The organism is Paenarthrobacter sp. NCHU4564, assembly GCF_052156435.1.
Lineage (GTDB): Bacteria > Actinomycetota > Actinomycetes > Actinomycetales > Micrococcaceae > Arthrobacter.
Map to the genome: position 1 here is coordinate 214,137 of NZ_JBQLIS010000005.1, position 21,700 is coordinate 235,836.

General features: G+C 64.0%; 22 protein-coding genes and 1 pseudogene. 12 read left to right on the forward strand and 11 right to left on the reverse strand.

What is annotated here, in order from left to right; all coding sequences use genetic code 11:
• The first annotated feature begins 42 nt into the window (after positions 1 to 42).
• Both manA and ACSVIE_RS07720 read left to right on the forward strand, forming a co-directional pair.
• Entirely contained in the window at positions 43 to 1,293 is a 1,251-nt protein-coding gene (gene manA / locus ACSVIE_RS07715) for a mannose-6-phosphate isomerase, class I (RefSeq protein ID WP_442423491.1), read from the forward strand.
• Positions 1,294 to 1,295: 2 nt separating this feature from the next.
• Complete coding sequence (locus ACSVIE_RS07720) at positions 1,296 to 2,231, forward strand: lipid II:glycine glycyltransferase FemX (RefSeq protein WP_442423492.1); 936 nt, start codon at positions 1,296 to 1,298, stop codon at positions 2,229 to 2,231.
• 53 nt (positions 2,232 to 2,284) lie between these two features.
• Here the strand turns inward: ACSVIE_RS07720 and glpX are convergent, their stop codons facing one another.
• Entirely contained in the window at positions 2,285 to 3,304 is a 1,020-nt protein-coding gene (glpX, locus tag ACSVIE_RS07725; RefSeq protein ID WP_426006508.1) for a class II fructose-bisphosphatase, read from the reverse strand.
• 200 nt (positions 3,305 to 3,504) lie between these two features.
• On the opposite strand from glpX, the gene ACSVIE_RS07730 reads away from it, so the two are divergent.
• From ACSVIE_RS07730 to ACSVIE_RS07750, 5 genes are all read left to right on the forward strand, one after another.
• A complete protein-coding gene (locus ACSVIE_RS07730) occupies positions 3,505 to 4,182 on the forward strand; it encodes a DUF4245 domain-containing protein (protein WP_442423493.1) in 678 nt (225 codons plus the stop codon).
• 53 nt (positions 4,183 to 4,235) lie between these two features.
• Complete coding sequence (locus tag ACSVIE_RS07735; RefSeq protein ID WP_426006506.1) at positions 4,236 to 4,850, forward strand: carbonic anhydrase; 615 nt, start codon at positions 4,236 to 4,238, stop codon at positions 4,848 to 4,850.
• 87 nt (positions 4,851 to 4,937) lie between these two features.
• The gene (locus tag ACSVIE_RS07740; protein WP_442423494.1) at positions 4,938 to 6,365 is read left to right on the forward strand and encodes a class II fumarate hydratase; all 1,428 of its coding nucleotides are present in this window, start codon (positions 4,938 to 4,940) and stop codon (positions 6,363 to 6,365) included.
• Positions 6,366 to 6,518: 153 nt separating this feature from the next.
• Entirely contained in the window at positions 6,519 to 7,175 is a 657-nt protein-coding gene (locus tag ACSVIE_RS07745; RefSeq protein WP_442423495.1) for a TetR/AcrR family transcriptional regulator, read from the forward strand.
• On the forward strand, positions 7,172 to 8,845 hold the full coding sequence (locus tag ACSVIE_RS07750) for an MDR family MFS transporter (RefSeq protein WP_442423496.1): 1,674 nt from the start codon (positions 7,172 to 7,174) through the stop codon (positions 8,843 to 8,845). The genes ACSVIE_RS07745 and ACSVIE_RS07750 overlap by 4 nt, the downstream gene beginning before the upstream one ends.
• A gap of 3 nt (positions 8,846 to 8,848) precedes the next feature.
• Here ACSVIE_RS07750 and ACSVIE_RS07755 read toward each other — a convergent pair.
• Both ACSVIE_RS07755 and ACSVIE_RS07760 read right to left on the reverse strand, forming a co-directional pair.
• Positions 8,849 to 9,324 (reverse strand): annotated as a pseudogene (locus tag ACSVIE_RS07755) (NUDIX hydrolase).
• A gap of 17 nt (positions 9,325 to 9,341) precedes the next feature.
• Positions 9,342 to 9,890 (reverse strand): prepilin peptidase, encoded by a 549-nt coding sequence (locus ACSVIE_RS07760; RefSeq protein ID WP_426006498.1) that lies wholly within the window; start codon positions 9,888 to 9,890, stop codon positions 9,342 to 9,344.
• 61 nt (positions 9,891 to 9,951) lie between these two features.
• Here ACSVIE_RS07760 and ACSVIE_RS07765 point away from each other — a divergent pair, with 61 nt between their 5' ends.
• Together ACSVIE_RS07765 and ACSVIE_RS07770 are read left to right on the forward strand one after the other, a co-directional pair.
• Positions 9,952 to 10,746, forward strand: coding sequence for a hypothetical protein (locus ACSVIE_RS07765; protein ID WP_442423497.1), 795 nt, complete (start codon positions 9,952 to 9,954; stop codon positions 10,744 to 10,746).
• 53 nt (positions 10,747 to 10,799) lie between these two features.
• A complete protein-coding gene (locus tag ACSVIE_RS07770) occupies positions 10,800 to 11,444 on the forward strand; it encodes a GNAT family N-acetyltransferase (RefSeq protein ID WP_442423498.1) in 645 nt (214 codons plus the stop codon).
• Between the two features lie 62 nt (positions 11,445 to 11,506).
• Here the strand turns inward: ACSVIE_RS07770 and ACSVIE_RS07775 are convergent, their stop codons facing one another.
• Together ACSVIE_RS07775 and ACSVIE_RS07780 are read right to left on the reverse strand one after the other, a co-directional pair.
• Positions 11,507 to 12,898 carry a PhoH family protein gene (locus ACSVIE_RS07775; protein WP_442423499.1) on the reverse strand — a complete coding sequence of 464 codons (1,392 nt, stop codon included), beginning with the start codon at positions 12,896 to 12,898 and terminating at the stop codon, positions 11,507 to 11,509.
• Between the two features lie 249 nt (positions 12,899 to 13,147).
• Positions 13,148 to 13,954, reverse strand: coding sequence for an isoprenyl transferase (locus ACSVIE_RS07780; RefSeq protein WP_426006491.1), 807 nt, complete (start codon positions 13,952 to 13,954; stop codon positions 13,148 to 13,150).
• A gap of 108 nt (positions 13,955 to 14,062) precedes the next feature.
• Between ACSVIE_RS07780 and trhA the strand changes: the two genes are divergently transcribed.
• Positions 14,063 to 14,716, forward strand: coding sequence for a PAQR family membrane homeostasis protein TrhA (gene trhA / locus ACSVIE_RS07785; protein WP_426006489.1), 654 nt, complete (start codon positions 14,063 to 14,065; stop codon positions 14,714 to 14,716).
• Between the two features lie 156 nt (positions 14,717 to 14,872).
• Here the strand turns inward: trhA and ACSVIE_RS07790 are convergent, their stop codons facing one another.
• On the reverse strand, positions 14,873 to 15,151 hold the full coding sequence (locus tag ACSVIE_RS07790) for a hypothetical protein (protein ID WP_442423500.1): 279 nt from the start codon (positions 15,149 to 15,151) through the stop codon (positions 14,873 to 14,875).
• A gap of 104 nt (positions 15,152 to 15,255) precedes the next feature.
• The gene (mca, locus tag ACSVIE_RS07795) at positions 15,256 to 16,161 is read right to left on the reverse strand and encodes a mycothiol conjugate amidase Mca (RefSeq protein ID WP_442423501.1); all 906 of its coding nucleotides are present in this window, start codon (positions 16,159 to 16,161) and stop codon (positions 15,256 to 15,258) included.
• A gap of 75 nt (positions 16,162 to 16,236) precedes the next feature.
• Here mca and ACSVIE_RS07800 point away from each other — a divergent pair, with 75 nt between their 5' ends.
• Together ACSVIE_RS07800 and greA are read left to right on the forward strand one after the other, a co-directional pair.
• Positions 16,237 to 16,695, forward strand: a complete 459-nt coding sequence (locus ACSVIE_RS07800) for a DUF4307 domain-containing protein (RefSeq protein WP_442423502.1) — start codon at positions 16,237 to 16,239, stop codon at positions 16,693 to 16,695.
• 151 nt (positions 16,696 to 16,846) lie between these two features.
• Positions 16,847 to 17,341 (forward strand): transcription elongation factor GreA, encoded by a 495-nt coding sequence (gene greA, locus ACSVIE_RS07805; RefSeq protein ID WP_426006482.1) that lies wholly within the window; start codon positions 16,847 to 16,849, stop codon positions 17,339 to 17,341.
• A gap of 120 nt (positions 17,342 to 17,461) precedes the next feature.
• On the opposite strand, the gene ACSVIE_RS07810 is transcribed toward greA, so the two are convergent.
• The 4 genes from ACSVIE_RS07810 to ACSVIE_RS07825 form a co-directional block, all read right to left on the reverse strand.
• Positions 17,462 to 18,100 (reverse strand): rhomboid family intramembrane serine protease, encoded by a 639-nt coding sequence (locus tag ACSVIE_RS07810; protein ID WP_442423503.1) that lies wholly within the window; start codon positions 18,098 to 18,100, stop codon positions 17,462 to 17,464.
• A gap of 51 nt (positions 18,101 to 18,151) precedes the next feature.
• Positions 18,152 to 19,390 carry a threonine ammonia-lyase gene (gene ilvA / locus ACSVIE_RS07815; RefSeq protein WP_426006479.1) on the reverse strand — a complete coding sequence of 413 codons (1,239 nt, stop codon included), beginning with the start codon at positions 19,388 to 19,390 and terminating at the stop codon, positions 18,152 to 18,154.
• 3 nt (positions 19,391 to 19,393) lie between these two features.
• Positions 19,394 to 20,674 (reverse strand): AI-2E family transporter, encoded by a 1,281-nt coding sequence (locus tag ACSVIE_RS07820; protein ID WP_426006478.1) that lies wholly within the window; start codon positions 20,672 to 20,674, stop codon positions 19,394 to 19,396.
• 64 nt (positions 20,675 to 20,738) lie between these two features.
• Positions 20,739 to 21,689, reverse strand: coding sequence for an aldose 1-epimerase family protein (locus ACSVIE_RS07825; RefSeq protein WP_426006477.1), 951 nt, complete (start codon positions 21,687 to 21,689; stop codon positions 20,739 to 20,741).
• Positions 21,690 to 21,700 lie beyond the last annotated feature (11 nt).

Below are 21,700 nucleotides of genomic sequence, written 5' to 3' on the forward strand. Positions count from 1 at the left end.
CGCTCCATCCCACGTTCAGCGCGACGATAAGGACTTTCCTTCGTGTACCAGATTGAGAATGTTTTGCGACCCTACGCCTGGGGTTCGACGACGGCGATCGCCGGCTTGCTGGGGCGGCCGGCATCAGGTGGGCCGGAGGCTGAACTGTGGATCGGGGCCCACCCTGATTCACCGTCCACGGCCATCCATCCCAATGGCGTCACCCAGCCGCTGGATGCGCTGATCGCCAAGGACCCCGCGCATTTCCTGGGCGGGGAGAGCGTGGCCGCCTTTGGGCCGCGGCTGCCGTTCTTGACCAAGATCCTGGCCGCTGACCAACCTTTGTCCCTGCAGGTCCATCCCAGCCTGGAGCAGGCGCGGGAAGGCTTCGCCCGGGAGAACGCAGCGGGCATCGCGGCAGACGCAGCCCACCGCAACTACCGGGACGACAACCACAAGCCCGAGATGATTTTTGCCCTGACCCCGTTCCGGGCGCTGTGCGGGTTCAGGTCCCCCGCTGCCTCCAGGGCGATCTTTGAACATCTGGCTTCCGTGCTGGAATCGGCGGCCCTGGATGTTCCGGAGATCATCAAGGGTGTCATCTCCGACCTTGGCCTGCCCGTGGAAGAGGAAGCGCTCCGGGCAGCGTTTACCCGACTCATTCAGGGCGGCACGGAATCCACCGAGGCCATTCAGGAAATCGAGGCCGTGCTCCGGGCAGGCGCCCCGCAGGAACCGCATGAGGACGCCCTGACCGCCATGGTCGGCATCAATGAGGCCTTCCCCGGTGATCCCGGCGTCCTCATCTCGCTCCTGTTGAACCACCTGTCGCTGCAGCCTGGCCAGGCCGTCTATCTCCCGGCCGGCAACGTCCATGCCTACCTCCAGGGTATGGGCGTGGAAGTCATGGCCTCGTCCGACAACGTGCTGCGCGGAGGTCTGACGCCCAAGCACGTGGACGTCCCTGAGCTTCTCAGGACTGTCCGTTTCGAATCGCTGGGTGTTCCCCGTGTGGAAGCGGTCCGTACCCCGTTCGGACAGGAGTTGTACCAGCCCCCGTTCGAGGAGTTCCAGCTGCAGCGCATCGAATTGGAACCCGGCGCCGAACCGGTGCCTTTGGCACAGTCCGGGCCGGCCGTCGTCGTGGTTGTTGCCGGCACCGTGGTGCTGGACTCCCCGAAGAGCGACCTCCGGCTCCAGCGCGGTGATGCCGCCTTCATCCCCGACGTGGAGAACCCCGTGAACGTGCACTCCGTTCAAGGCGCCACAGAGACCAGCATCGCCTTTGCCGTAACCACGGGGCTGGTGAAGTAGGCGTGGAGTTTTTCCTGCAGACACCTGCGTGGGCAGAGGTGCAGCGTTCGCTGGGCCGACGCGTCCACCAGCGCTCGGGCACGGGGTGGAGCTTCCTCGCCATCGAGGAGAAGAATCCTGCGGGCAAGGTGATCTACGCACCTTACGGCCCGGTGGCCACCTCGGTGACGGCCTTTGATGCCGCCACGGCCGCCCTGGTGGAGCTCGCCCGCAAGGAACATGCCGTGTTTGTCCGCATGGAACCCGTGGACGCGGGTTTCGCAGCGTCCGACGCCGGCCCCCTCCTTCGCGCCCGGGGGCTGCGTCCGGCGCCGGTCAACCAGCAGCCCGAGTTGAGCTGGGTGGTTGACCTTGACGGCGACTTCAAGGATGTCCTTGCCGGCATGAAGCCGACCAACCGGAACCTCTACCGGAACATCCACAAAAAGGGTGTGACGTTCCGTTCCTCACAGGACCCCGCAGACATTTCCATCCTGCTCCACTTCCTGCACCTGACAGCGGCACGTAACGGCTTCAAACCGCAAAGCGACGAGTACCTGGCCACCGTGGCACAGTCCTTGCTGCCCGCAGGCGCCGGAACCCTCTTCATTGCCGAACTGGACGGCGAACCGATCGCCGCGGCCTTCGCCTACGATTCCGCCGATACCCGCGTCTACGCCCACGCAGCACTTGACGACACCCACCGGAAACTCAGCGCAGGCATCCCCTTGCTGGTGACGCTCATGGCCGACGCCAAGGAGAAGGGCCTCAAGCATGTGGACCTCTGGGGCGTGGCGCCAGAGGACGAACCCGACCACAAATGGGCAGGTTTCACGGCGTTCAAGAAGTCCTTCGGCGGCCGTGAGGTCTCCTACCCCGGCACGTGGGACCTTCCGGTCAACAAACTCCGCTATGGCGCCTACCAACTGGCCAGGGGCCTCCGCGACAAACTCCGCTAAAACAACAGAAGGAAGGCAGGATGCTCCTGCCGTCCTTCTGTTGTTTTACGGGCTTACTTGCGCGCGTACGTCTCCCACTTGGAGGCGTGGTGCTCTGCGTCCACGAAACGCACCGTGCCGGACTTGGAGCGCATCACGATCGACTGGGTAACCACACGGTCCTTCTGGTAGCGCACGCCACGCAGGAGGTCGCCGTCGGTAATGCCGGTTGCCGCGAAGTAGCAGTTGTCCGAGGTGACGAGGTCGTTGGTGGACAGGACCCGGTCAAGGTCGTGTCCGGCGTCGATGGCCTTCTGCTTTTCCTCATCCGAGGTGGGCCACAAGCGGCCCTGGATGACGCCGCCGAGGGACTTGATGGCACAGGCGGCCACGATGCCCTCGGGAGTTCCGCCGATGCCCATGAGGGCGTCCACGCCGGTACCGGAACGTGCGGCGGCAATGGCGCCGGCCACGTCACCGTCCATGATGAACTTGGTGCGGGCCCCGGCCTCGCGGATTTCCTCCACCAGCGGGCGGTGGCGGTCGCGGTCAAGGATCATGACATTGAGTTGGTTGACCTTCACGCCCTTGGCCTTGGCGATCAGGTGCAGGTTCTGCTTGACCGGAAGGCGGAGGTCCACCATGTCGGCGGCTTCAGGGCCGGTGACGAGCTTCTCCATGTAGAAGACAGCCGAAGGATCGAACATGGAGCCGCGTTCGGCTACCGCCAGGACGGCGAGGGCGTTGTTGATGCCCAGGGCGGTGAGGCGCGTTCCATCGATGGGGTCGACGGCGACGTCGCACTCAGGGCCGGTGCCATCGCCAACCTGTTCACCATTGAACAGCATGGGGGCTTCGTCCTTTTCACCCTCACCGATCACCACGACGCCGTTGAAGTGGACAGTGTGGAGGAATGAGCGCATGGCGTCGACGGCGGCACCGTCGGCCTTGTTCTTGTCGCCGAAACCTACCCAGTGGCCACCGGCAATGGCCGCGGCCTCAGTGACACGGACGAGTTCCAGCGCAAGGTTGCGGTCTGGCTCGTCAGTGCCGACGGCGAGCGACGGCGAAATCGTGGAATACTGCTGGGTCATTGGTGCAGGAGACACTTGAACCTCTTCTTCGAGTGACGATTCACGGGACCGGACACGGTTGCACGAGGCGACCTGGGGTCCCTCTATCAACGATCATAGTCGGCGCACCGCCGCGGAGTCGCTGGATGACCACGCCCCGGACAACAGACGGTGAGGTTGCCGGTTGTGTGTTCGGAGCCGCCATAAGGGACTATGGAAGGGTGAGTGAAACGCAGGACAAGCCAGCCGCCGGCAACAACCCCGCCGGTGCGCAGGCACACCGGAACAGCGCCCCGGATGCCACCGATGCCCCGTTCAAACCCGTCATTCCGGCAAAAGCCGCCAAGCGGGCCAACGCTTCGGTGATCGGCATGGTCATTGCACTGGTGCTGTGCGTCCTCGCTTTCCTTCCCGTGGTGCTGATGAATCCGGCGCCCAAGGGCGAAGGCTTCCGCCCGGAGGTGGACGTTGCTTCTGCCGCGCGCAATGCCGGCGATGTGGCCGGATTCACACCCGTCACACCCGATACGGGCGACACATTCACCCCCAACTACGCGCGGTGGGAATCGGGAACCTCCACCGGCGTGCCCACTTGGGAGGTCGGTTACCTGACGCCCAAGGAGGCGTTTATCGGCCTCACCCAGACCAGTCAGGCCAATCCCACCTGGGTCCTCCAGCAGACCGGCAACCTGCCCTTGACCGGAACCAGGAATGCGGGCGGACAGGAGTGGGAACTGCGGGATTCGGGCAAGGACAAGCGCAGCATGGTGCTCGAATACCGCGGCACCACCATCATCCTGAGCGGCACTGCCAGCCTGGACGAGTTCGCGGAGCTGGCGGCCGCCGTCGTGAAATCCGCGGACCAGGCACCTGCCGCAAGCAGCGCACCCGCGGCCTGACATCGTTTCGCAACACTTCCCGCTCCCCGGCACCGGCCCCGTAAAGTAATAAGGTGCCTACTAATCTGACTCCGGCCCTGGCCTGGCAACGCCTGCGCGAGGGCAATGAACGTTTTGTTTCCGGCGAATCCCAGCACCCCAACCAGGATGCTTCCCGCCGCTCCTCCCTCCTTGAGGGACAGAATCCCTTTGCCGTTATCTTTGGCTGCGCCGACTCGCGCCTGGCGGCCGAAATCATCTTCGACCTCGGTCTTGGCGATGCCTTCGTGGTGCGCACGGCAGGCCAAGTGATCGATGACGCGGTCCTTGGCTCCCTGGAGTACAGCATCAGTCAACTCAAGGTTCCGCTGATCGCCATCCTGGGCCACGACAGCTGCGGCGCCGTGTCGGCCACCAAGGGAGCCGTGGAAACCGGAGAGATGCCGCCGGGCTTCATCCGCGACCTCGTTGAACGCATCACCCCCTCGGTGTTGACCGCCAAGCGCAACGGCCAGGAAGACGTCAACGAGATGGTGGTGGAACACGTCAAGCAGACCGCCGATCGGCTCGCAGACAGCTCACGTGTGATTTCCGACGCCATCGAAGAGGGCCGTGTTGCTGTGATCGGCCTCTCCTACAAGCTCGATGAGGGCCAGGCGGCCCTTGTTTCCGCGATCGGACAGGTCTAGGACCACGTGCCCCGGCCCCGTGGCCGGGGCACGTAGCACTGCCTTCCGGGTTTTCGGTGGAGCCCGCAATCGCCATAAGCTAGCCCCATGACTTCCACCACTGAGTTCCGTATTGAACATGACACGATGGGCGAAGTTCGCGTCCCCGTGAACGCCCTGTACCGCGCACAGACGCAGCGTGCTGTGGAGAACTTTCCGATCTCCGGCAAGACGCTGGAACGCGCCCACATTGAGGCACTTGCCCGCGTCAAGAAGGCCGCTGCACTCGCGAACGCCGAACTGGGGGTGCTCGATGGCGAGCTCGCCGAGGCAATCGCTGCAGCTGCCGATGAGGTTGCGACCGGCAAGTACGACGGCGACTTCCCGATCGACGTCTTCCAGACCGGCTCCGGCACATCCTCCAACATGAACACCAACGAGGTCATCGCCGAGCTCGCTACCCGTGCCCTCGCCGCCGGCGGCAGCGACAAGGTGGTCCACCCCAACGACCACGTGAACGCTTCCCAGTCGTCCAACGACGTCTTCCCTACATCCGTCCACGTTGCGGCAACCTCGGCCCTGATCAATGACCTGATCCCGGCCTTGGAGTACCTGGCAGCATCCCTCGAACGCAAGGCTGCTGAGTTCAAGGACGTCGTCAAGTCCGGCCGCACGCACCTCATGGACGCAACCCCGGTCACGCTGGGCCAGGAATTCGGCGGCTACGCAGCACAGGTCCGCTACGGCATCGAGCGCATCAACGCCGCTCTCCCCCGTGTCGCAGAGGTTCCCTTGGGCGGCACCGCCGTGGGAACGGGCATCAACACTCCCGCCGGCTTCCCGGAGCGCGTGATCGAACTCCTCGCCGCCGACACCGGCCTTCCCCTGACGGAAGCCCGCGACCACTTTGAAGCCCAGGCCAACCGCGACGGCCTGATCGAAGGCTCCAGCCAGCTGCGCAACATCGCGATCTCCTTCATGAAGATCAACAACGACCTCCGTTGGATGGGTTCCGGTCCCAACACCGGCCTCGGCGAAATCGCCATCCCGGACCTGCAGCCCGGCTCCTCGATCATGCCCGGCAAGGTCAACCCCGTCATCTGCGAGGCCTCCATCATGGTGTGCGCCCAGGTCATCGGCAACGACACCGCCATCGCCTGGTCCGGCACCAACGGCGCTTTCGAGCTCAATGTCGGCATCCCCGTCATGGCGGCCAACCTGCTTGAATCCATCCGCCTGCTGGCCAACACCAGCCGCGTCATGGCCGACAAGATGATCGACGGCATTACCGCCAACGTGGAGCGCGCCCGCTTCCTGGCCGAGGCTTCCCCGTCCATCGTGACGCCGCTGAACAAGTACATCGGCTACGAAAACGCCGCCAAGATCGCCAAGCTCGCTGTCAAGGAAGGCCTGACGGTTCGCCAGGCTACCGAGAAGCTCGGCTTCGTCGGCGAAGGCGAGGGCAAAGTTTCCGAGGCTGACCTGGACAAGGCCCTGGACGTCACCACCATGACGTCGCCGGCGCACAAGGCATAACTGCCGGAGCAAGACCCAAAGTACGACGACGGCCGGTACCTTCCGCACGGAAGGTACCGGCCGTCGTCGTACTTGCTGGATGTGAGGAGTGACACCCCGCCATCTTTTTGCACTATTAATTAAGAAGTGCAAAACTTTACTTTGTGGAAAATAGTGCAAAATACTGACGGCGGACTGCGTGAACGCAAGCGCGCTGCCACCCGGCAGGCGATCACCACCGTCGCGCGTTCCCTGACGGCTGACCACGGCCTCAACGGCTACACCGTCGAGGAAGTCTGCCAGGAAGCGGGCATTTCCCGGCGCACTTTCTTCAACTACTTCCATTCCAAGGAAGACGCCGTGATCGGCGCTTTCTCCGACGATTTGCCGCCCGACGCGCTGGAGTCGTTCAACCGCGATCCGCGCCGGCGGAAAGACAGCATCTCCGGCACGCTGCTGGCGGCCCTCTACCGCCTGACGCTGGACCTCGTGGAACGCTCCACCATCAGCCGCGCCGAAGTCCACCAGCTCATCGCTGCCATCAAGGCGGAGCCCCAACTCCTGGGCAGGATGACGTTGGAGGGCGAGGCGAAGGAACAGCAATTCACCGAACTGATCGCCGCGCGGGAGGGATTGTCCCCCGACCACCCGGAGATTGTCATGGCAGCGGCAGTCTTCGGTGCCGTCAGCAAGAAGACAGCCCAGCAGTTCTTCTCGCAGGACAACACCAGGCCCTACCGCGAGCTGCTGGACCAGAACCTCGCGGCCGCCCGGAATCTCTTTTCACAATCGCTGGACACATCCGCAGAACCTTCGAAGGACCTCCCATGAGTACTGTCTCCAAAGCGGCCGAACCGCTGCTGCTGACCCAGAAGAGAATCTGGATCATCTTCTCCGCGCTGATTGCAGGCATGCTCCTGTCCAGCCTGGACCAAACCATCGTGTCCACTGCCATGCCCACCATCGTGGGAAAGCTCGGCGGCGTGGAACACCAAGCCTGGATCACCACCGCGTACCTCCTGGCCACCACGATCGTCATGCCCATCTACGGCAAATTCGGCGATATCCTCGGCCGCCGCAACCTCTTCCTGGTAGCCATCGCCCTGTTCACCCTGGCATCGGTCGGCTGTGCTTTCGCTACCGACTTCTGGGGCTTCGTGATTTTCCGTGCCATCCAAGGCCTGGGCGGTGGTGGCCTGATGATCCTGTCGCAGGCCATCATTGCGGACATCGTGCCCGCCAACGAGCGTGGCAAATACATGGGTCCGCTGGGTGCGATCTTCGGCTTGTCAGCGGTGGCCGGTCCCTTGCTGGGCGGCTTCTTTGTCGACCACCTGACGTGGGAGTGGGCCTTCTACATCAACATCCCGATCGGCATCGCAGCCTTCATCACGGCCTGGTTCACGCTGACCCTGCCCAACAAGAAGGCAGAGAAGAAGATCGACATCCTGGGTGTCCTCTTCCTGTCCGCCGCCACCACCTGCCTGATCTTCTTCACCGACTTCGGCGGCAAGAAGGAGGAAGGCTGGGACTCGCCGCTCACCTGGGCCTTCGGTGCGGGCATGGTGGTGGCCGCTGCCGCCTTTGTCATGGCCGAGCGCCGGGCGGAGGACCCCATCATTCCGCTGAGCCTGTTCCGCAACCCGATTTTCATCAACGCCACAGCCATCGGATTCACCCTGGGCCTGGGCATGTTTGCCGCCATCGCTTTTGTGCCCACGTTCCTGCAGATGTCCTCAGGTACATCGGCTGCCGAGTCCGGCCTGCTCATGCTCCCGATGATGGTGGGCCTCATGGGAACCTCCATCTTCTCCGGAATCCGGATTTCCAAAACGGGAAAGTACAAGCTCTATCCGATCCTGGGAGCCGCACTGACCATTGCCGCCATGCTGTGGCTGACCACCCTGGCCGCGGACACGCCCATCTTCGTCATCTGCGTGCAGCTCTTCATCTTCGGAGCGGGTCTTGGCCTGATCATGCAGGTGATCGTGCTCGTGGTGCAGAACTCAGTGCCCGCGGACCAGATCGGTACCGCTACCAGCACCAACAACTACTTCCGCGAGGTTGGCGCCTCGCTGGGCGTAGCTGTGTTCGGGTCAATCTTCACCAACCGCTTGGCCGAGTCCCTGACGGAAGCTTTCACCGGTGCAGGCGCGTCGGTGGAGCAGGCATCCCGGTCCACCAGCACCCTCGACCCGCAGGCGCTGTCCCAATTGCCGGACCAGCTCCGGGACGCGATCGTCAACGCGTACGCAAACTCACTGGCACCGGTGTTCTGGTACCTGGTTCCCTTCATCGGAATCGCCCTGCTGCTGGCCATCACGCTCAAGCAGATTCCCCTCTCCGACACGGCAGGGATGGTGGCCCGTGGCGAGGCAGTAGGTGGCGCCGAAGCAGAACGCCTGGAGGCCGAGCGCCTGGACTCAGCCAACCCCGGATCCGGGGCGGCCGTAGATGACGCTGACAAAGACCGTCCAACCGCCGGGGCGGCACACCGGTAGCAGTTAGTCCTCTGTTTGGTAGGCCACGGGACCTTCGGGTTCCGTGGCCAGCCGTATCGCCTCGAGGTTTCCCGCACTCATATCCGGCAGTTCATCCAGTCCGAACCATCCGACATTCACTGATTCGTCGTCGTTGACCGTGGCTTCGCCGGAGATGTAGCGGCAGCGGAAAGTGATGTCCAGGAAGTCGCACTCGTCGCCGTTGGGGAAGGTCACCGGCCCCACCACCCCAACCCCAAGGATCCGCTCCGTCTCGGCCACCACGGCTGTTTCCTCGAAGATCTCCCGGACGAGCCCCGGCGCCGGGTGCTCGCCCGGCTCCAGGATGCCGGTGATGAGGGTCCAATGCCCGTTGTCGGCACGTTGGCAGAGGAGCACCCTGCCGTCGTCGTCGAAGACCACGCCGCGGACGGCAGGCAGCCAGAGGGGGTCGTGGCCGATTTTTTCCCGCAGTTTGAGCACGATTCAGGGGCACCCATGGGGCCAGCTTACGGCGTCATGCAGGCAGCAGCACCATGGCCGCAGCCGCACCGGCGAGCATGAAGGGGCCGAACGGGATCGCGGAGCGGAGCGTTCCCCGCCGGGCGAGGAGCAGGGCCAGGCTCCAGAGCCCGCCCAGCAGGAATGCCGCAAACGTCCCGGCAAAGAGGTGCTGCCATCCCAGGTACCCCAGATACAGGCCCAGCACGCCTGCAAGCTTCACGTCCCCGAACCCCATACCGGGCGGATGGATGAGCCTGAGCACGAAGTAGAAAACCCACAGCACGGCTGCCCCTGCGATGACACCGAGCCCGGGAATTCCGAACAGGGACGCGTCGGCAGCCCTCCCGGTACCAGGCACCGCGAAAGCGGCCACAGCAGCGGCGAGCAGGAGCACGCCGGCGATCCCATACGACGGAAAGACGATGCGGTTGGGAAGCAGATGGCTGCGAACATCGATGACCGTGAGCCGTACCGCCATGACGAGGTAGTAGGCGCACGCCAGCAGCACCAGCCAGAAGCCCACGGGGCAGGCATTCCACAGTTCTGCGAGTCGTCGGATCACCCTCGGATGCTATCCCGATTCCGGCCCCCGGCACTGGTGGACGCGTAGGTAAACTGTGGATATGGGGCGTTTCGGTGGTACTGGTTCGGAATTCAACCCTGCAAACGCACAGGGCAGTCCCCTCAATGACTCGTCCTCCACATTCCGCAACCTGTGCAGGTCCTCACCGTGGAAATGGAACAGCCTCCGCTTCGAATACCTCGAACGGCCGGGCACCGGGGCAGCGCTCGTGCGGGCGTGGCTGAGGCGTCCTGGAGCCCTTCGGCTCGAAACGCCGGACGGTCAGCTGCTCCATAGCACCACCGGCATCAACGATTCGCGGGATGACCTGTATGTCAGTGCGACGCGGCGCTCGTGGTTGCTGCCGCCGCACCTTGTCACTCCGGTCCATGACGACGCCGGACTCGTCCGCCGTCGTCCCGAGGCCGCGTACGGAGAGCCGTCCTTCGGCAACGGGAGGCTGGCGGCCGCACTGGATCCCGTGGAACTCGCCGGCAACGCCCCGGCTCCCTTGGAGTTCCCGGATGCGAATCCCGTGTCAATGGACGAGCCCCGGATGGTGGACCACGAGGGCCGTCCCGCCCTCGAAACCGTGGTGATCCGGGGACGCACCTACAAACCCTCGGATCCTGCCGAGCCGCTGGCCCATCCGGGGAGGACACTGATCAGGATTGATGCCGCGACAGGTGTCTGCGTTGCCAGCCAGTCCCTTGACGGGGAAACCAGCGGCAAGGGGCACTGGCTCAGAATCCTGGCTGTTGACGAGTACATGCTCGATGACCTGTTCCTGGCCGAATCCATGAACCTGACCGACGTGCGCCAGCATATTTCCTGGGATATCGGGCCTGCAGCCTGACGGGCAGGGTGGACCCTCCACGGGCTTCGCCCAACTGCGGCTAGACTACGGCGATGACATCGCTGGCAGACATCTGGCCTCCCTTCGGACTTACCCTCGCTACCCCGCGGTTGGTTCTTCGCCCTATTCTCGACGCCGACATCCCGGCTGCGGTTGCTGCGGCAAGGTCAGGCATCCACGAACCAGGCAGGAACCCGTTCAGCACCCCATGGTCCGAGCTGCCCAACGACGAACTGGCCCCAAACATGGCCCAGTGGTATTGGCGCTGCCGGGCGGGATTCACGCCCGACGACTGGACGCTCCTCCTCGGCGTTTGGCAGGACGATGAGTTCCTGGGCGTGCAGGACATCGCAGCCAGGAACTTCGGTGTCCTCAAGACGGTCCGCACGGGCTCCTGGTTGAAGCAAGCGGCACAAGGCCGCGGCGTCGGCACGGAGATGCGTGCCGCCGTCGTCGGCTACGCGTTCGATTACCTGCAAGCGGAAGTGGCCGAGTCGGAAGCCGCAGTGTGGAACAAGCAATCCCTCGGCGTCTCCACCACCCTGGGCTACGAACCCAACGGGACCGTCCGCCACACTTGGGGCGCCACAGTGGAAGAAGTCCAAAAGGTCCGCCTCATACCCACCACCTTCAAACGCCCCGACTGGACCCTCACAGTCCAAGGCCACGAAGGGCTGAAATCGTATCTGGGACTCTGACCTGCGGCACGGCGGACCCGGCCGCGGCTTGCTCTGGTGAACAAGCCGCGGCAGTACCCCTCTTAGATTTCTGCCCCTTCAAGCAACTCCGTCACCAGGGCCGCAATCGGCGACCTCTCGGAACGCGTCAGCGTGATGTGGCCGAACAGCGGATGTCCCTTCAGCGTCTCGACGACGGCCGCCACACCGTCGTGCCTGCCGACCCTGAGGTTGTCACGCTGGGCGACGTCGTGGGTGAGGACGATCTTGGAGTTCTGTCCGATCCGGCTCATGACGGTCAGGAGGACGTTCTTTTCCAGGGACTGTGCCTCGTCCACGATCACGAAGGCGTCGTGGAGCGAGCGCCCGCGGATATGGGTGAGCGGCAGGACTTCCAGCATGCCGCGGTCCATGACTTCCTCAACAACCTCCTGGCTGACCAATGCACCCAGGGTGTCGAAGACCGCCTGGGCCCAGGGGTTCATCTTTTCGGCTTCGGATCCCGGCAGGTAGCCGAGTTCCTGGCCACCCACGGCGTAGAGGGGCCGGAAGACCACTACCTTGCGGTGTTCGCGGCGTTCCAGGACGGCCTCGAGGCCGGCGCAGAGCGCGAGCGCCGACTTGCCCGTTCCCGCGCGGCCGCCGATCGAGACGATACCTACGGAAGGGTCCATGAGGAGGTCAATGGCCAGGCGCTGTTCGGCTGAGCGACCGTGGAGACCGAAGACATCCCGGTCGCCTTTGACGAGCCGCACCTGCTTGTCGGAGCCAACCCGGCCAAGGGCCGATCCGCGGTTGGAGAGCAGCACGAGCCCTGTATTGACGGGCAGTTCTGCTGCAGCGGGGATGAAGACGGGTTCGTGGCCGTAGAGGGTGGTGATCTCGCCTTCTGTGGCCTCCACTTCGGCCATGCCGGTCCAGCCGGAGTCTTTGACGAGTTCGTTGCGGTATTCATCGGCATGCAGGCCCATGGCTGAGGCTTTGACGCGCATGGGAAGGTCTTTGGAAACAACAGTGACGTTGTGGCCTTCATTGGCCAGGTTCTTCGCGACGGCCAGGATACGGCTGTCGTTGTCACCGCCACGGAACCCTGCCGGCAGGACGTCCGGCGAGATATGGTTCAACTCCACCCTGAGCAGACCACCCTCGGTTCCTATGGGTATGGCGTGGTTCAGACCGCCGTGTTCCGTGCGGAGGTCGTCCAGGAGTCGCAGGGCCTTCCGGGCAAAGTAGCCAAGTTCGGGGTTGTGCCGTTTGCCTTCCAGCTCGCTGATGACCACGATCGGCACGATCACCTCGTGTTCGGCGAAACGCAGCAAGGCGTTTGGATCCGAGAGGAGGACGGACGTGTCGATCACGTAACTGCGGCCAGCAGCGGACGCGCCGGTCCGCTTCGCTTGTGTGGCCCGCTTGCGAGAGGTAGCTGCACTTTCCCCGTCGGAAACCATTGCGGGCAGTTGCTCAGAAATAGCCACATCGACTCCAGCCCCGGGCGGTTGCCCGGCTTTATGGTGAAGCGGCTCGGCCGGAAGGCCGGGCGTGGCCTCCCCTGTAACTGGTGCGATGATCCGCTCCATCTACTGGCCTCCCCGATCAGCGGGCGGTTTTGCCTGCTGATGGGATTAACGTAATCCTGACCACATGCATTTCCACAATCATCGGGCGGCAAGTCGCGTGACGGGTGTGTGAATTCCACGTAAACCACGCCGCCGGTGGGCGGTGGTTCAGGATCCGAAGCGCCGTTGCCGGCCCGCGTAGTCCCGCAAGGCGCGGAGGAAGTCCACCTTGCGGAATGCCGGCCACAGGGCTTCGCAGAAGTAGAACTCGCTGTACGCGCTTTGCCACATGAGGAAGCCGGAAAGCCGTTGCTCGCCCGATGTGCGGATCACGAGGTCGGGATCGGGCTGGCCGCGGGTGTAGAGGAAGCGGGAGATGTCGTCCACCGAGAGCTCGTCGGCGACCTCGGTGATGCTTCTGCCCTTTGCTGCCGCATCGTGGAGCAGCTCGCGCACGGCATCAACGATTTCACGACGGCCACCATAACCGACGGCCACGTTGACGTGGATTTTCTCGTGGACCGGAGTGCGCGCAGTGAGTTTGTTGAGCCGCTCGGCGAGGTAGTCGGGCAGGAGTTCGGGGACGCCCATGGCGTGGACGGAAATGTCTTCGTTCTCGTCCAGGCGGTCCATGGTGTTGGCGATGATCCCCATCAGCAGGTCCAGTTCTTCGCCGGACCTGTTCATGTTGTCGGTAGACAGCATGTAGAGTGTGACCACTTTGACGCCCAGTTCCTGGCACCAGCCAAGGAATTCGTGGATCTTGTCCGCCCCCGCCTGGTGGCCCTGGCTGGTGGGAGCGTTGAACTGGCGGGCCCAGCGGCGGTTGCCATCCACCATGACGCCTATGTGCCGGGGGATTCTGTCCTGCTTGAGGGACTGCAGGAGCTGGCGTTCGTAGAAGCCATAGAGGAAACCGGGCAGTTCCACCGGACTCTCACCTGACTTCCTTCTGTGTACGACGACGGCGCACATCCAAGGCTACCTTCCCCAACCGTCCGGCTGCTGCAGCCGAACCCTGATGAGCAGGGAAATTTGAGCTACCAGTCAGTAACTTACCGAACCGTAGGTTACTCTTTAACAATGGCCGAACTGCTCGTCACCAAGCCCCTTTGGCGTGGATGGATCCATGCCGTGGCCACACCCTTCGCGTTGGCTGCAGGCATTGTCCTGGTTGCCCTCGCTCCTACGGCGGACCGGAAAATCACCTCCGCCGTCTATGCCCTGACGGGGATCCTCCTCTTCGGCGTCAGCGCGGTCTACCACCGCGGCAACTGGAGCCCCAAGGTCCGTATGGTGCTCAAGAGGCTGGACCACACCAACATCATGTTGGTCATCGCAGGAAGCTACACTCCCCTGGCGTGGTCGCTCCTGGAACGCTCCCAGGCTGTGACGCTGCTGTGGCTCATCTGGTCCGGGGCGATCGTCGGCGTCCTCTTCCGCATCATCTGGACCCACGCGCCCCGGTGGTTGTACGTGCCTGTCTACGTGGCCCTTGGCTGCGGCGCCCTGTTTTACCTTCCGCAGTTTTTCGCCGCCAACGCTCCCGCAGCGGTCCTCATCTGCGTGGGCGGTGCCCTCTACATCGCCGGTGCGGTGTTCTATGGCATCAAGCGGCCGAACTTCAGCATGAAACACTTCGGCTTCCACGAACTCTTCCACGCCTTCACGGTGCTGGCCTTCACGGCACACTTCATAGCGATCATGATGGCCGTACTCAGTCCAGGCCCGATTTAGGACTCCAACGCCGGCATCCGCGCAAGCCCGGCCTCAAGCTCCGCAACGGTAGCGGGCTCGCTCCAGCCGGCCACCCGCCGTCGTCATCAGCCTGGACGGCAACCACCGGGCCGGCCCAGGACGTTTTCAGCCCCGGGCCAGCGGTTTCCGTTCCCCTCAGCGGGTCCCGGTTCCGGCATCGCCGTTCTCATCCGCAGCGTCCCCGGCATCAGCCTGGGCGGCAAGGCGGGCCTCTTCCACTTGGGCGCGGTACCGCACCCGGCGGATACGGCGCACCATGTCCACGATCAGGAACGTCGTGAGGATCACGATGAAGGCCGTCAGCACGAAGCCCCAGGTACCGGGCGTCACCTGGTCCTCGGACAGGCCGGGCCGCAGCGAAGGTGTCGGCGCGGGCGACGGGCTGACAGACAGAGCGAGGAGCAAGTGGTGCACGTTGAAACCTTCTATGGGAGCTGATGCAAGCCGGCTGGCCTCATCCGGAGCCCGCAGCAGCAGCCGGCAGGCAACTTCTACGAACGATAGAAACTAGCTGGTACCTATCTTATCCCCGCAAAGAGATCCTTTTCAGGCAACTCCGACTCCACTGTGGACTTGACCAGCGTGTAGTCCTCCCACGGCCATGCCGTTCGCTGCAGGTCCGGAGAAACAGCAAAGAAGAAACCGACAGGATCGATCTGGGTCCGGTGGGCGCGCAGGGCGTCGTCGCGCACTTCGAAGAAATCGCCGCAGTCCACCTGCGTGGTGGTCTGGTGCCCGGGGGGCGGCGCTGTGTGGCCTTCGGCATCGGCCTCGAGCCAGGCGGCCAGGCGCTCCGCGTAGGGCGACTGCAGGCCTGCTTCCTCCAAGGCGAAGTGGAGTGCACGGAACCGTTCCGGACTGAAGGCACGGTCGTAATAGAGCTTGCTGGGCGCCCAGGGCTCTCCTGTACCGGGATACCGGTCCCGGTCACCAGCGGCTTCGAAGGCCTCGACGGCTACTTTATGGGCCATGATGTGATCCGGGTGCGGATACCCGCCGTTTTCGTCGTAGCTGATGATCACGTGCGGTTTGAAGTCACGAACCAGGCGGACCAGCGGTGCCGCGGCGCGTTCCAACGGCTGCAGCGCGAAGCAGCCGGCAGGCAGCGGCGGAAGCGGATCGCCCTCCGGCAGCCCCGAATCCACAAAACCGAGCCAGCGCTGGCGGATACCCAGTACCGCGGCCGCATTGGCCATCTCCAGGCGGCGGGCGCCGGCCATGTCCCGTTTGGGGTGCGGGGCATCCTCCATGGCAGGATTCTGGATGTCACCGCGGGAGCCGTCCGTGCACGTTGCCACCATGACGTCCACACCGTTGGCGGCGTACATCGCCATGGTGGCTGCACCCTTGCTGGACTCGTCGTCCGGATGGGCGTGGACGGCGAGCAGGCGCAACTGCTGATCGGAACTGCTGGACGCTGTCACGTGACGGCTCCTCTTTCATGAACGGTGCTGAAAAGGCTGTGCGGGAGATACCGGGATCCGCACTAAACTGGATGGGTGACTTCAGAGGACCTATCGGCCACCGAACTTCCGGCAAGCAACAGCCTAGCCAATCGCTACGGCGGCCAAAAGCGCGGCATGGCACGGAAGACCAAGCGGAACATCGTCATTGCCGCCTTGGTCTTGGGCATCGCCTTCGCAGCCTATGTGGCCACGGGTTCGGCGCAGGCTCCGGTCACGTTCAAAGACATCGGCTACAGCACCATCGACGGCACCCAGGCCGAGGTGGACTACCAGGTCACCAAGTACCCGGGCGCCACTGCCAAGTGCGCCGTGAAAGCCATGGATTCCAAGTTCGCGGTGGTGGGATGGAAGGTCGTGGAGGTCGGCCCGAACCAGCCGGAGGAAAACGCCGACGGCGGCCGGACCACCGCCCAGCGCACGGTCCTGAGGACCGAATCACCTGCTGTTTCCGGTGTGGTGGACAGCTGCTGGATCGTGGACAGCGGCAAATAGCGCCCCATGTGATGTGCAACTCAACCGGTTTGGGTTCATCCAAAGGATTTACTACAATGGATGAAACCTTCACCCCGTTAAGTTGGTTACTGAGTTTCAGAGTGGCCACCTCGGCGGGGTCTTTTGCTTGTCAGATCAAGAGGAGAAATCCGTGTCTACCACCAACGGCGCCACTGCAGCTTGGCTTACCCAGGAAGCTTTCGACCGCTTGAAGGCTGAGCTGGACCACCTTTCCGGCGCTGGCCGGGCGGAAATTGTCCAGAAGATCGATGCCGCACGCCAGGAAGGCGACCTCAAGGAAAACGGCGGCTACCACGCAGCCAAGGAAGAGCAGGGCAAGATCGAAGCCCGCATCCGCCAGCTCACCGTGCTGCTCCGCGATGCCCAGGTGGGAGAATCCCCCGCAGACGACGGAATCGTTGAGCCCGGCATGCTGGTGGTTGCCCGCATCGCTGGAGACGAAGAGAAGTTCCTTCTGGGTTCCCGCGAAATTGCCGGCGATTCAGACATCGACGTCTTCAGCGAGAAGTCGCCGCTGGGCGCTGCCATCATGGGCCACAAGGAGGGCGACAAGCTGAGCTACACCGCCCCCAACGGCAAGGAAATCCCGGTGGAGATCGTCTCCGCCAAGCCGTACGTCGGCTAAGACGCCCCACAAAAACGCCGGCCATCCGTTCACGGATGGCCGGCGTTTTGCGTACCCGGCTCCCCCAACTGGGTAGCATTTGTGCGCGTTTTGGGCCCTCAAAACGCGCACAAATGCGACCTAGTTGGGTGAGCGTGGGATGGAGGAGTTGTTCGTTGGGTTCTTCGGGCGCAGGAGTATCGCTGCCACGATGCCGCCGATCGCCCCACCCAGATGGGCCTGCCAGGACACGAATCCCATGACGGTGGGAAGCACCCCGAAAAGGATGCTGCCGTAGGCCATGAAGAGCACCACGGAGAGCAGGATCTGCCACCAGTTGCGGTTGAAGAAGCCGCGGACCAGCAGGAAGGCGAACAGTCCGAACACCAGCCCGGACGCTCCCACGGTGACTCCTCCCCCGCCGATCAGCCAGACGGTCAGTCCGGAGCCAAGCCAGCTGAAGGCCAGCGCCGTCAGGAACACCCGCGCGCCTGCGAGGAATACCAGGAATCCGAAGATGATGAGCGGGAGCGTGTTGGAGAGCAGGTGGTTAAGGTTGGCATGCAGGAGGGGGAACGTCAGGATGTCCAGCACACCGTCCACGTTGCGCGGCCTCAAACCGAAGGTGCGGTTGAGGCCGTGCATCATGAGGGTGTTCAGGAACTCGATGACGTACAGGAGGATGACAAATCCACCCATGAACAGCAGCCCGCCCTTGGCCCGCGCAGCGAGCGTCTCCTTGGACGCGGCTTTCGAGCCGTCAGGTGTTTCGAGGACCATGCCTTCCCCCTTGCATCAGTGGCATCAACGGACCGGATGTTCTCGTGGCTTTCAGTGAACAACGATTGGCTGGAAGCCTTCTGCACGCAGGGCGCCGAGAACCTGCTCACCGTGTTCATGGCCCTTGGTTTCCAGGTTGATGGTGATCGAGACATCGCCCATGCTGATCGACCCGCCCAGGCGGGTGTGGTCCAACCCGGTGACGTTCGCGTCGTTTTCAGCGATGATGCGGGCGATCGTTGCCAGCGAGCCGGGGCGGTCGTCCAGCATCATGCGCACGGTCATGAACCGGCCTGCGGCCGACAGACCGCGCTGGATGACTTTCAGCATGAGCATGGGATCGATGTTGCCGCCGGAGAGCACGACGGCGGTGTTCCCCGGGTTTTCGATCTTGCCGTCCATGAGTGCGGCTACTCCAACGGCACCAGCGGGCTCGACCACCATCTTGGCGCGCTCGAGCAGGAAGATCAGCGCCCGCGCCAGTGAATCTTCGCTCACGGTCACGACATCGTCCACTAGTTCACGGATGATGCTGAACGGGAGCTGTCCCGGACGGCCGACCGCGATGCCGTCGGCCATGGTCGAGACTTTCTTCAGCGGCACCAAGGCGTCGGCGGCCAGCGACGGCGGGTACGCGGCAGCGTTCTCTGCCTGCACGCCGATCACCCGGATATCGCGGCCCAACTCCTTGGCCTTCTCTTTGATGGCCACCGCAACACCGGCCAGCAGCCCACCGCCGCCCACGCCCATCAGGATCGTGTCCACGTTGGGAACCTGCTCCAGGATTTCCAGGCCGATGGTGCCCTGCCCTGCCACGACGTCCACGTTGTCGAAGGGATGGACAAACACAGCACCGGTTTCATCCGCATACCGCTGGGCCTCGGCCAGGGCTTCGTCCACGTTGTGGCCGTGGAGGACAACCTCGGCGCCGTGGCTGCGGGTTGCTGCCAGCTTGGGGAGGGCAACACCAAGCGGCATGTAGATGCGTGCGTTGATGCCCAGGCTCTTGGCCGCCACCGCGACGCCCTGGGCGTGGTTGCCGGCGGAGGCGGCAACCACTCCACGCTTCTTTTCTGCGTCAGACAAGCGGGCCATCCGCACATAGGCGCCGCGGACCTTGAAGGAACCGGCCCGCTGCAGGTTCTCGCACTTGAAAAAGACATTGCCGCCCACGAGGCTGCCCAAGGCTCGGGACGACTCCACCGGAGTCTTGGTAATAATGCCCTCGAGCAGCTCCTGCGCCTTGAGGACATCGTCCAGCGTGACGGGCAGGGTTTCGAGGGTATTCACGGACTATTCTCCTTTGTTGGTGTCGGCCGCCGGCTGCCCCGTGGTGGAGCTGCCGGATGCCTTGGTGTTACGGGCGGCGCTCTTGGCGCCGGCGGATTCGGCCCCGGGGAGCCTGGCTTCCTTGAAGTTGGAATCTCCGTCGGGTCCGGGCGAACCGGCGGCAGTTGGGGATTCCGCCGCGCCCAATCCTTCATCATGTTCCCACGTCCGGCCCGCAATGTACCGAACGGCCGTGTTTGCTACGGCGAGCAGCGGCACCGCAAAGAGGGCGCCGGGGATCCCCGCGAGGTAGGATCCGGCCGCCACCGTCAGGATGACCGCCACGGGGTGCAGCGCCACAGCCTTGCCCATGACCAGGGGTTGGAGGATGTGGCTTTCGAGCTGCTGGACCAGCAGGACGATGGCGAGCATGATCAGCGCGTTGATGGGTCCGTTGGCCACGAGTGCGAGCAGAACGGCGATGGCTCCGGTGACCAGCGCACCCACCACCGGGATGAAGGAGCCGATGAAAACGAGCACTGCAAGGGGCAGCGCCAGGGGCACCTGGATGATGGCTGCTCCCACGCCGATGCCAACTGCGTCCACGAAAGCCACGAACATCTGGATGCGGACGTAATTGACCATGGACGTCCAGCCGCGCCGGCCTGCTCCGTCTGCCGCCCGGCGTGCTGCCTTGGGCAGAAGCCGCACAATGAACGCCCAGATGCGGCTGCCTTCGAGCAGGAAGAAGATCAGGATGAACAGCGCCAGGACCAGGCCGGCGGCGAAGTGGCCGGCAGTGCTCCCAAAGGACAACGCGCCGCTGAGGATGCTGCTGCTGTTGTCCTGGAGGGCTGCCGCGGCATCGGAGATGTATTGGTCGATCTGGTCCGCGGTCAGGTGCAGGGGGCCGTCCGCGAGCCAGGCCTGGATCTGTTGGATTCCGGCAAGGGCCTCATGCCACAGCTCTCCGAAGCCCGAGATCAGCTGCCTGCCCACCAGGGCCAGGGCACCGGAGATGACGCCGATGAAGGCCAACACCGTTATGGCCACAGCCAGTCCATTCGGGACCCCGCGGTTCCGCAGCCAGGCCACCACCGGATACAGGAGGCCGGCCAGCAGTGCGGCGACCATGACGGGGATGATGAGGAAGCTGACCTTGCCGAGGAGCCACACCAGGGCCCCGATCATGAGCAGGATCAGGCCTGCGCGCCAGGACCACGCCGCCGCGATCCGGACCCCGTAAGGGATGTCCTCTGCTATTTGGCGGTCAGAGCGCGGTTTGGCGTCAGGCATTGGCGTCATAAACCCATAATTCCGCAGGGCGCGCTGTATGGGAAACCGGAGCGCGCGCTACGGCCTCCGGGACCTAGACCGACGCCGTGATGCCCCACGCCATGGTGAAGGATTCTCCCGCCCCAAGCCACCGCAGCCCGTCCCCGCTGTTGAAGGCGTTGGCCGGTCCGGTCATGGGCTCGATGGCAACGGCCCGGGAGCGTCCAGGGAAGATATGGGAGACATACACGTGCACATAAGCGCAGTTCACATCCTGCTCCAGGCTGACGCTGCGGCCATCAGGTGCGGCCAGCGTATGGCGGGCGATACCGGCGTCGTACTCCAGGTCCGTCAGGGCGACGTCTACGTCAAGGTCGCCCACGCGGCTTCCCTTGGACAGGTCGAAGACCCCGTCGGCTGGGGCGGTGCTGCGCGGGATGAGGCGGTCGTCTGCCACCAACCGCGTGGCGGCCTTGACCGTCAGGACCAAATCCTCGGGCGGTACGTCGCCCAACCTCAGGTACGGGTGGGCGCCGAGGACGAAGGGAGCTTTGTCCTGGGAGTCGTTGATCAGGGTCTGCCGCACCCGCAGGTCCAGGTTGGCGTCCACTTCGTAGCGAACCCGGTGTCGCACCAGGAACGGATAACCGTGCTGCGGGAACACGGTTGCCTCGAGGGTGACCGAGTGCTCTGATTCGTCCACCAGCGTGTAGCCGGTATTCCGCAGGAGGCCGTGGCTGGCATTGTTGTACTTGACCTCGGTGATATCGAGTTGCTGCTTCTTGCCCTCCAGCAACCAGGCGCCGTCCTCCACCCGGTTGGCCCAAGGAGCCAGCGTGATGCCGGTGGCGCCGGGTGGAATGTCGGCGTCGCCGTAGCTCTCGGTCAGTTGGACGCCATTGCGGGAATACAGGCGGAGGCCCGCAGCGAGCTCCGTCACGACGGCGAGCGCGTCGCCGCGGCGGAGTTCGAACTGGCGTCCGGTGGCGAAGCGCCGTGGCTCTGCGTGGTGGCCGGTTTCAGCGGAAGGTGAGGAAGCAGGCATGGGAACCACCG

What these genes read in the sequence shown, in the direction of transcription:
- glpX (WP_426006508.1), bottom strand. Translation starts at nt 3,304, where the DNA reads ATGACCCAGCAGTATTCCACGATTTCGCCGTCGCTCGCCGTCGGCACT.
- ACSVIE_RS07740 (WP_442423494.1), top strand. Translation starts at nt 4,938, where the DNA reads ATGACTTCCACCACTGAGTTCCGTATTGAACATGACACGATGGGCGAA.
- ACSVIE_RS07750 (WP_442423496.1), top strand. Translation starts at nt 7,172, where the DNA reads ATGAGTACTGTCTCCAAAGCGGCCGAACCGCTGCTGCTGACCCAGAAG.
- ACSVIE_RS07765 (WP_442423497.1), top strand. Translation starts at nt 9,952, where the DNA reads ATGGGGCGTTTCGGTGGTACTGGTTCGGAATTCAACCCTGCAAACGCA.
- ACSVIE_RS07770 (WP_442423498.1), top strand. Translation starts at nt 10,800, where the DNA reads ATGACATCGCTGGCAGACATCTGGCCTCCCTTCGGACTTACCCTCGCT.
- ACSVIE_RS07780 (WP_426006491.1), bottom strand. Translation starts at nt 13,954, where the DNA reads ATGTGCGCCGTCGTCGTACACAGAAGGAAGTCAGGTGAGAGTCCGGTG.
- trhA (WP_426006489.1), top strand. Translation starts at nt 14,063, where the DNA reads ATGGCCGAACTGCTCGTCACCAAGCCCCTTTGGCGTGGATGGATCCAT.
- ACSVIE_RS07810 (WP_442423503.1), bottom strand. Translation starts at nt 18,100, where the DNA reads ATGGTCCTCGAAACACCTGACGGCTCGAAAGCCGCGTCCAAGGAGACG.
- ACSVIE_RS07820 (WP_426006478.1), bottom strand. Translation starts at nt 20,674, where the DNA reads ATGACGCCAATGCCTGACGCCAAACCGCGCTCTGACCGCCAAATAGCA.
- ACSVIE_RS07825 (WP_426006477.1), bottom strand. Translation starts at nt 21,689, where the DNA reads ATGCCTGCTTCCTCACCTTCCGCTGAAACCGGCCACCACGCAGAGCCA.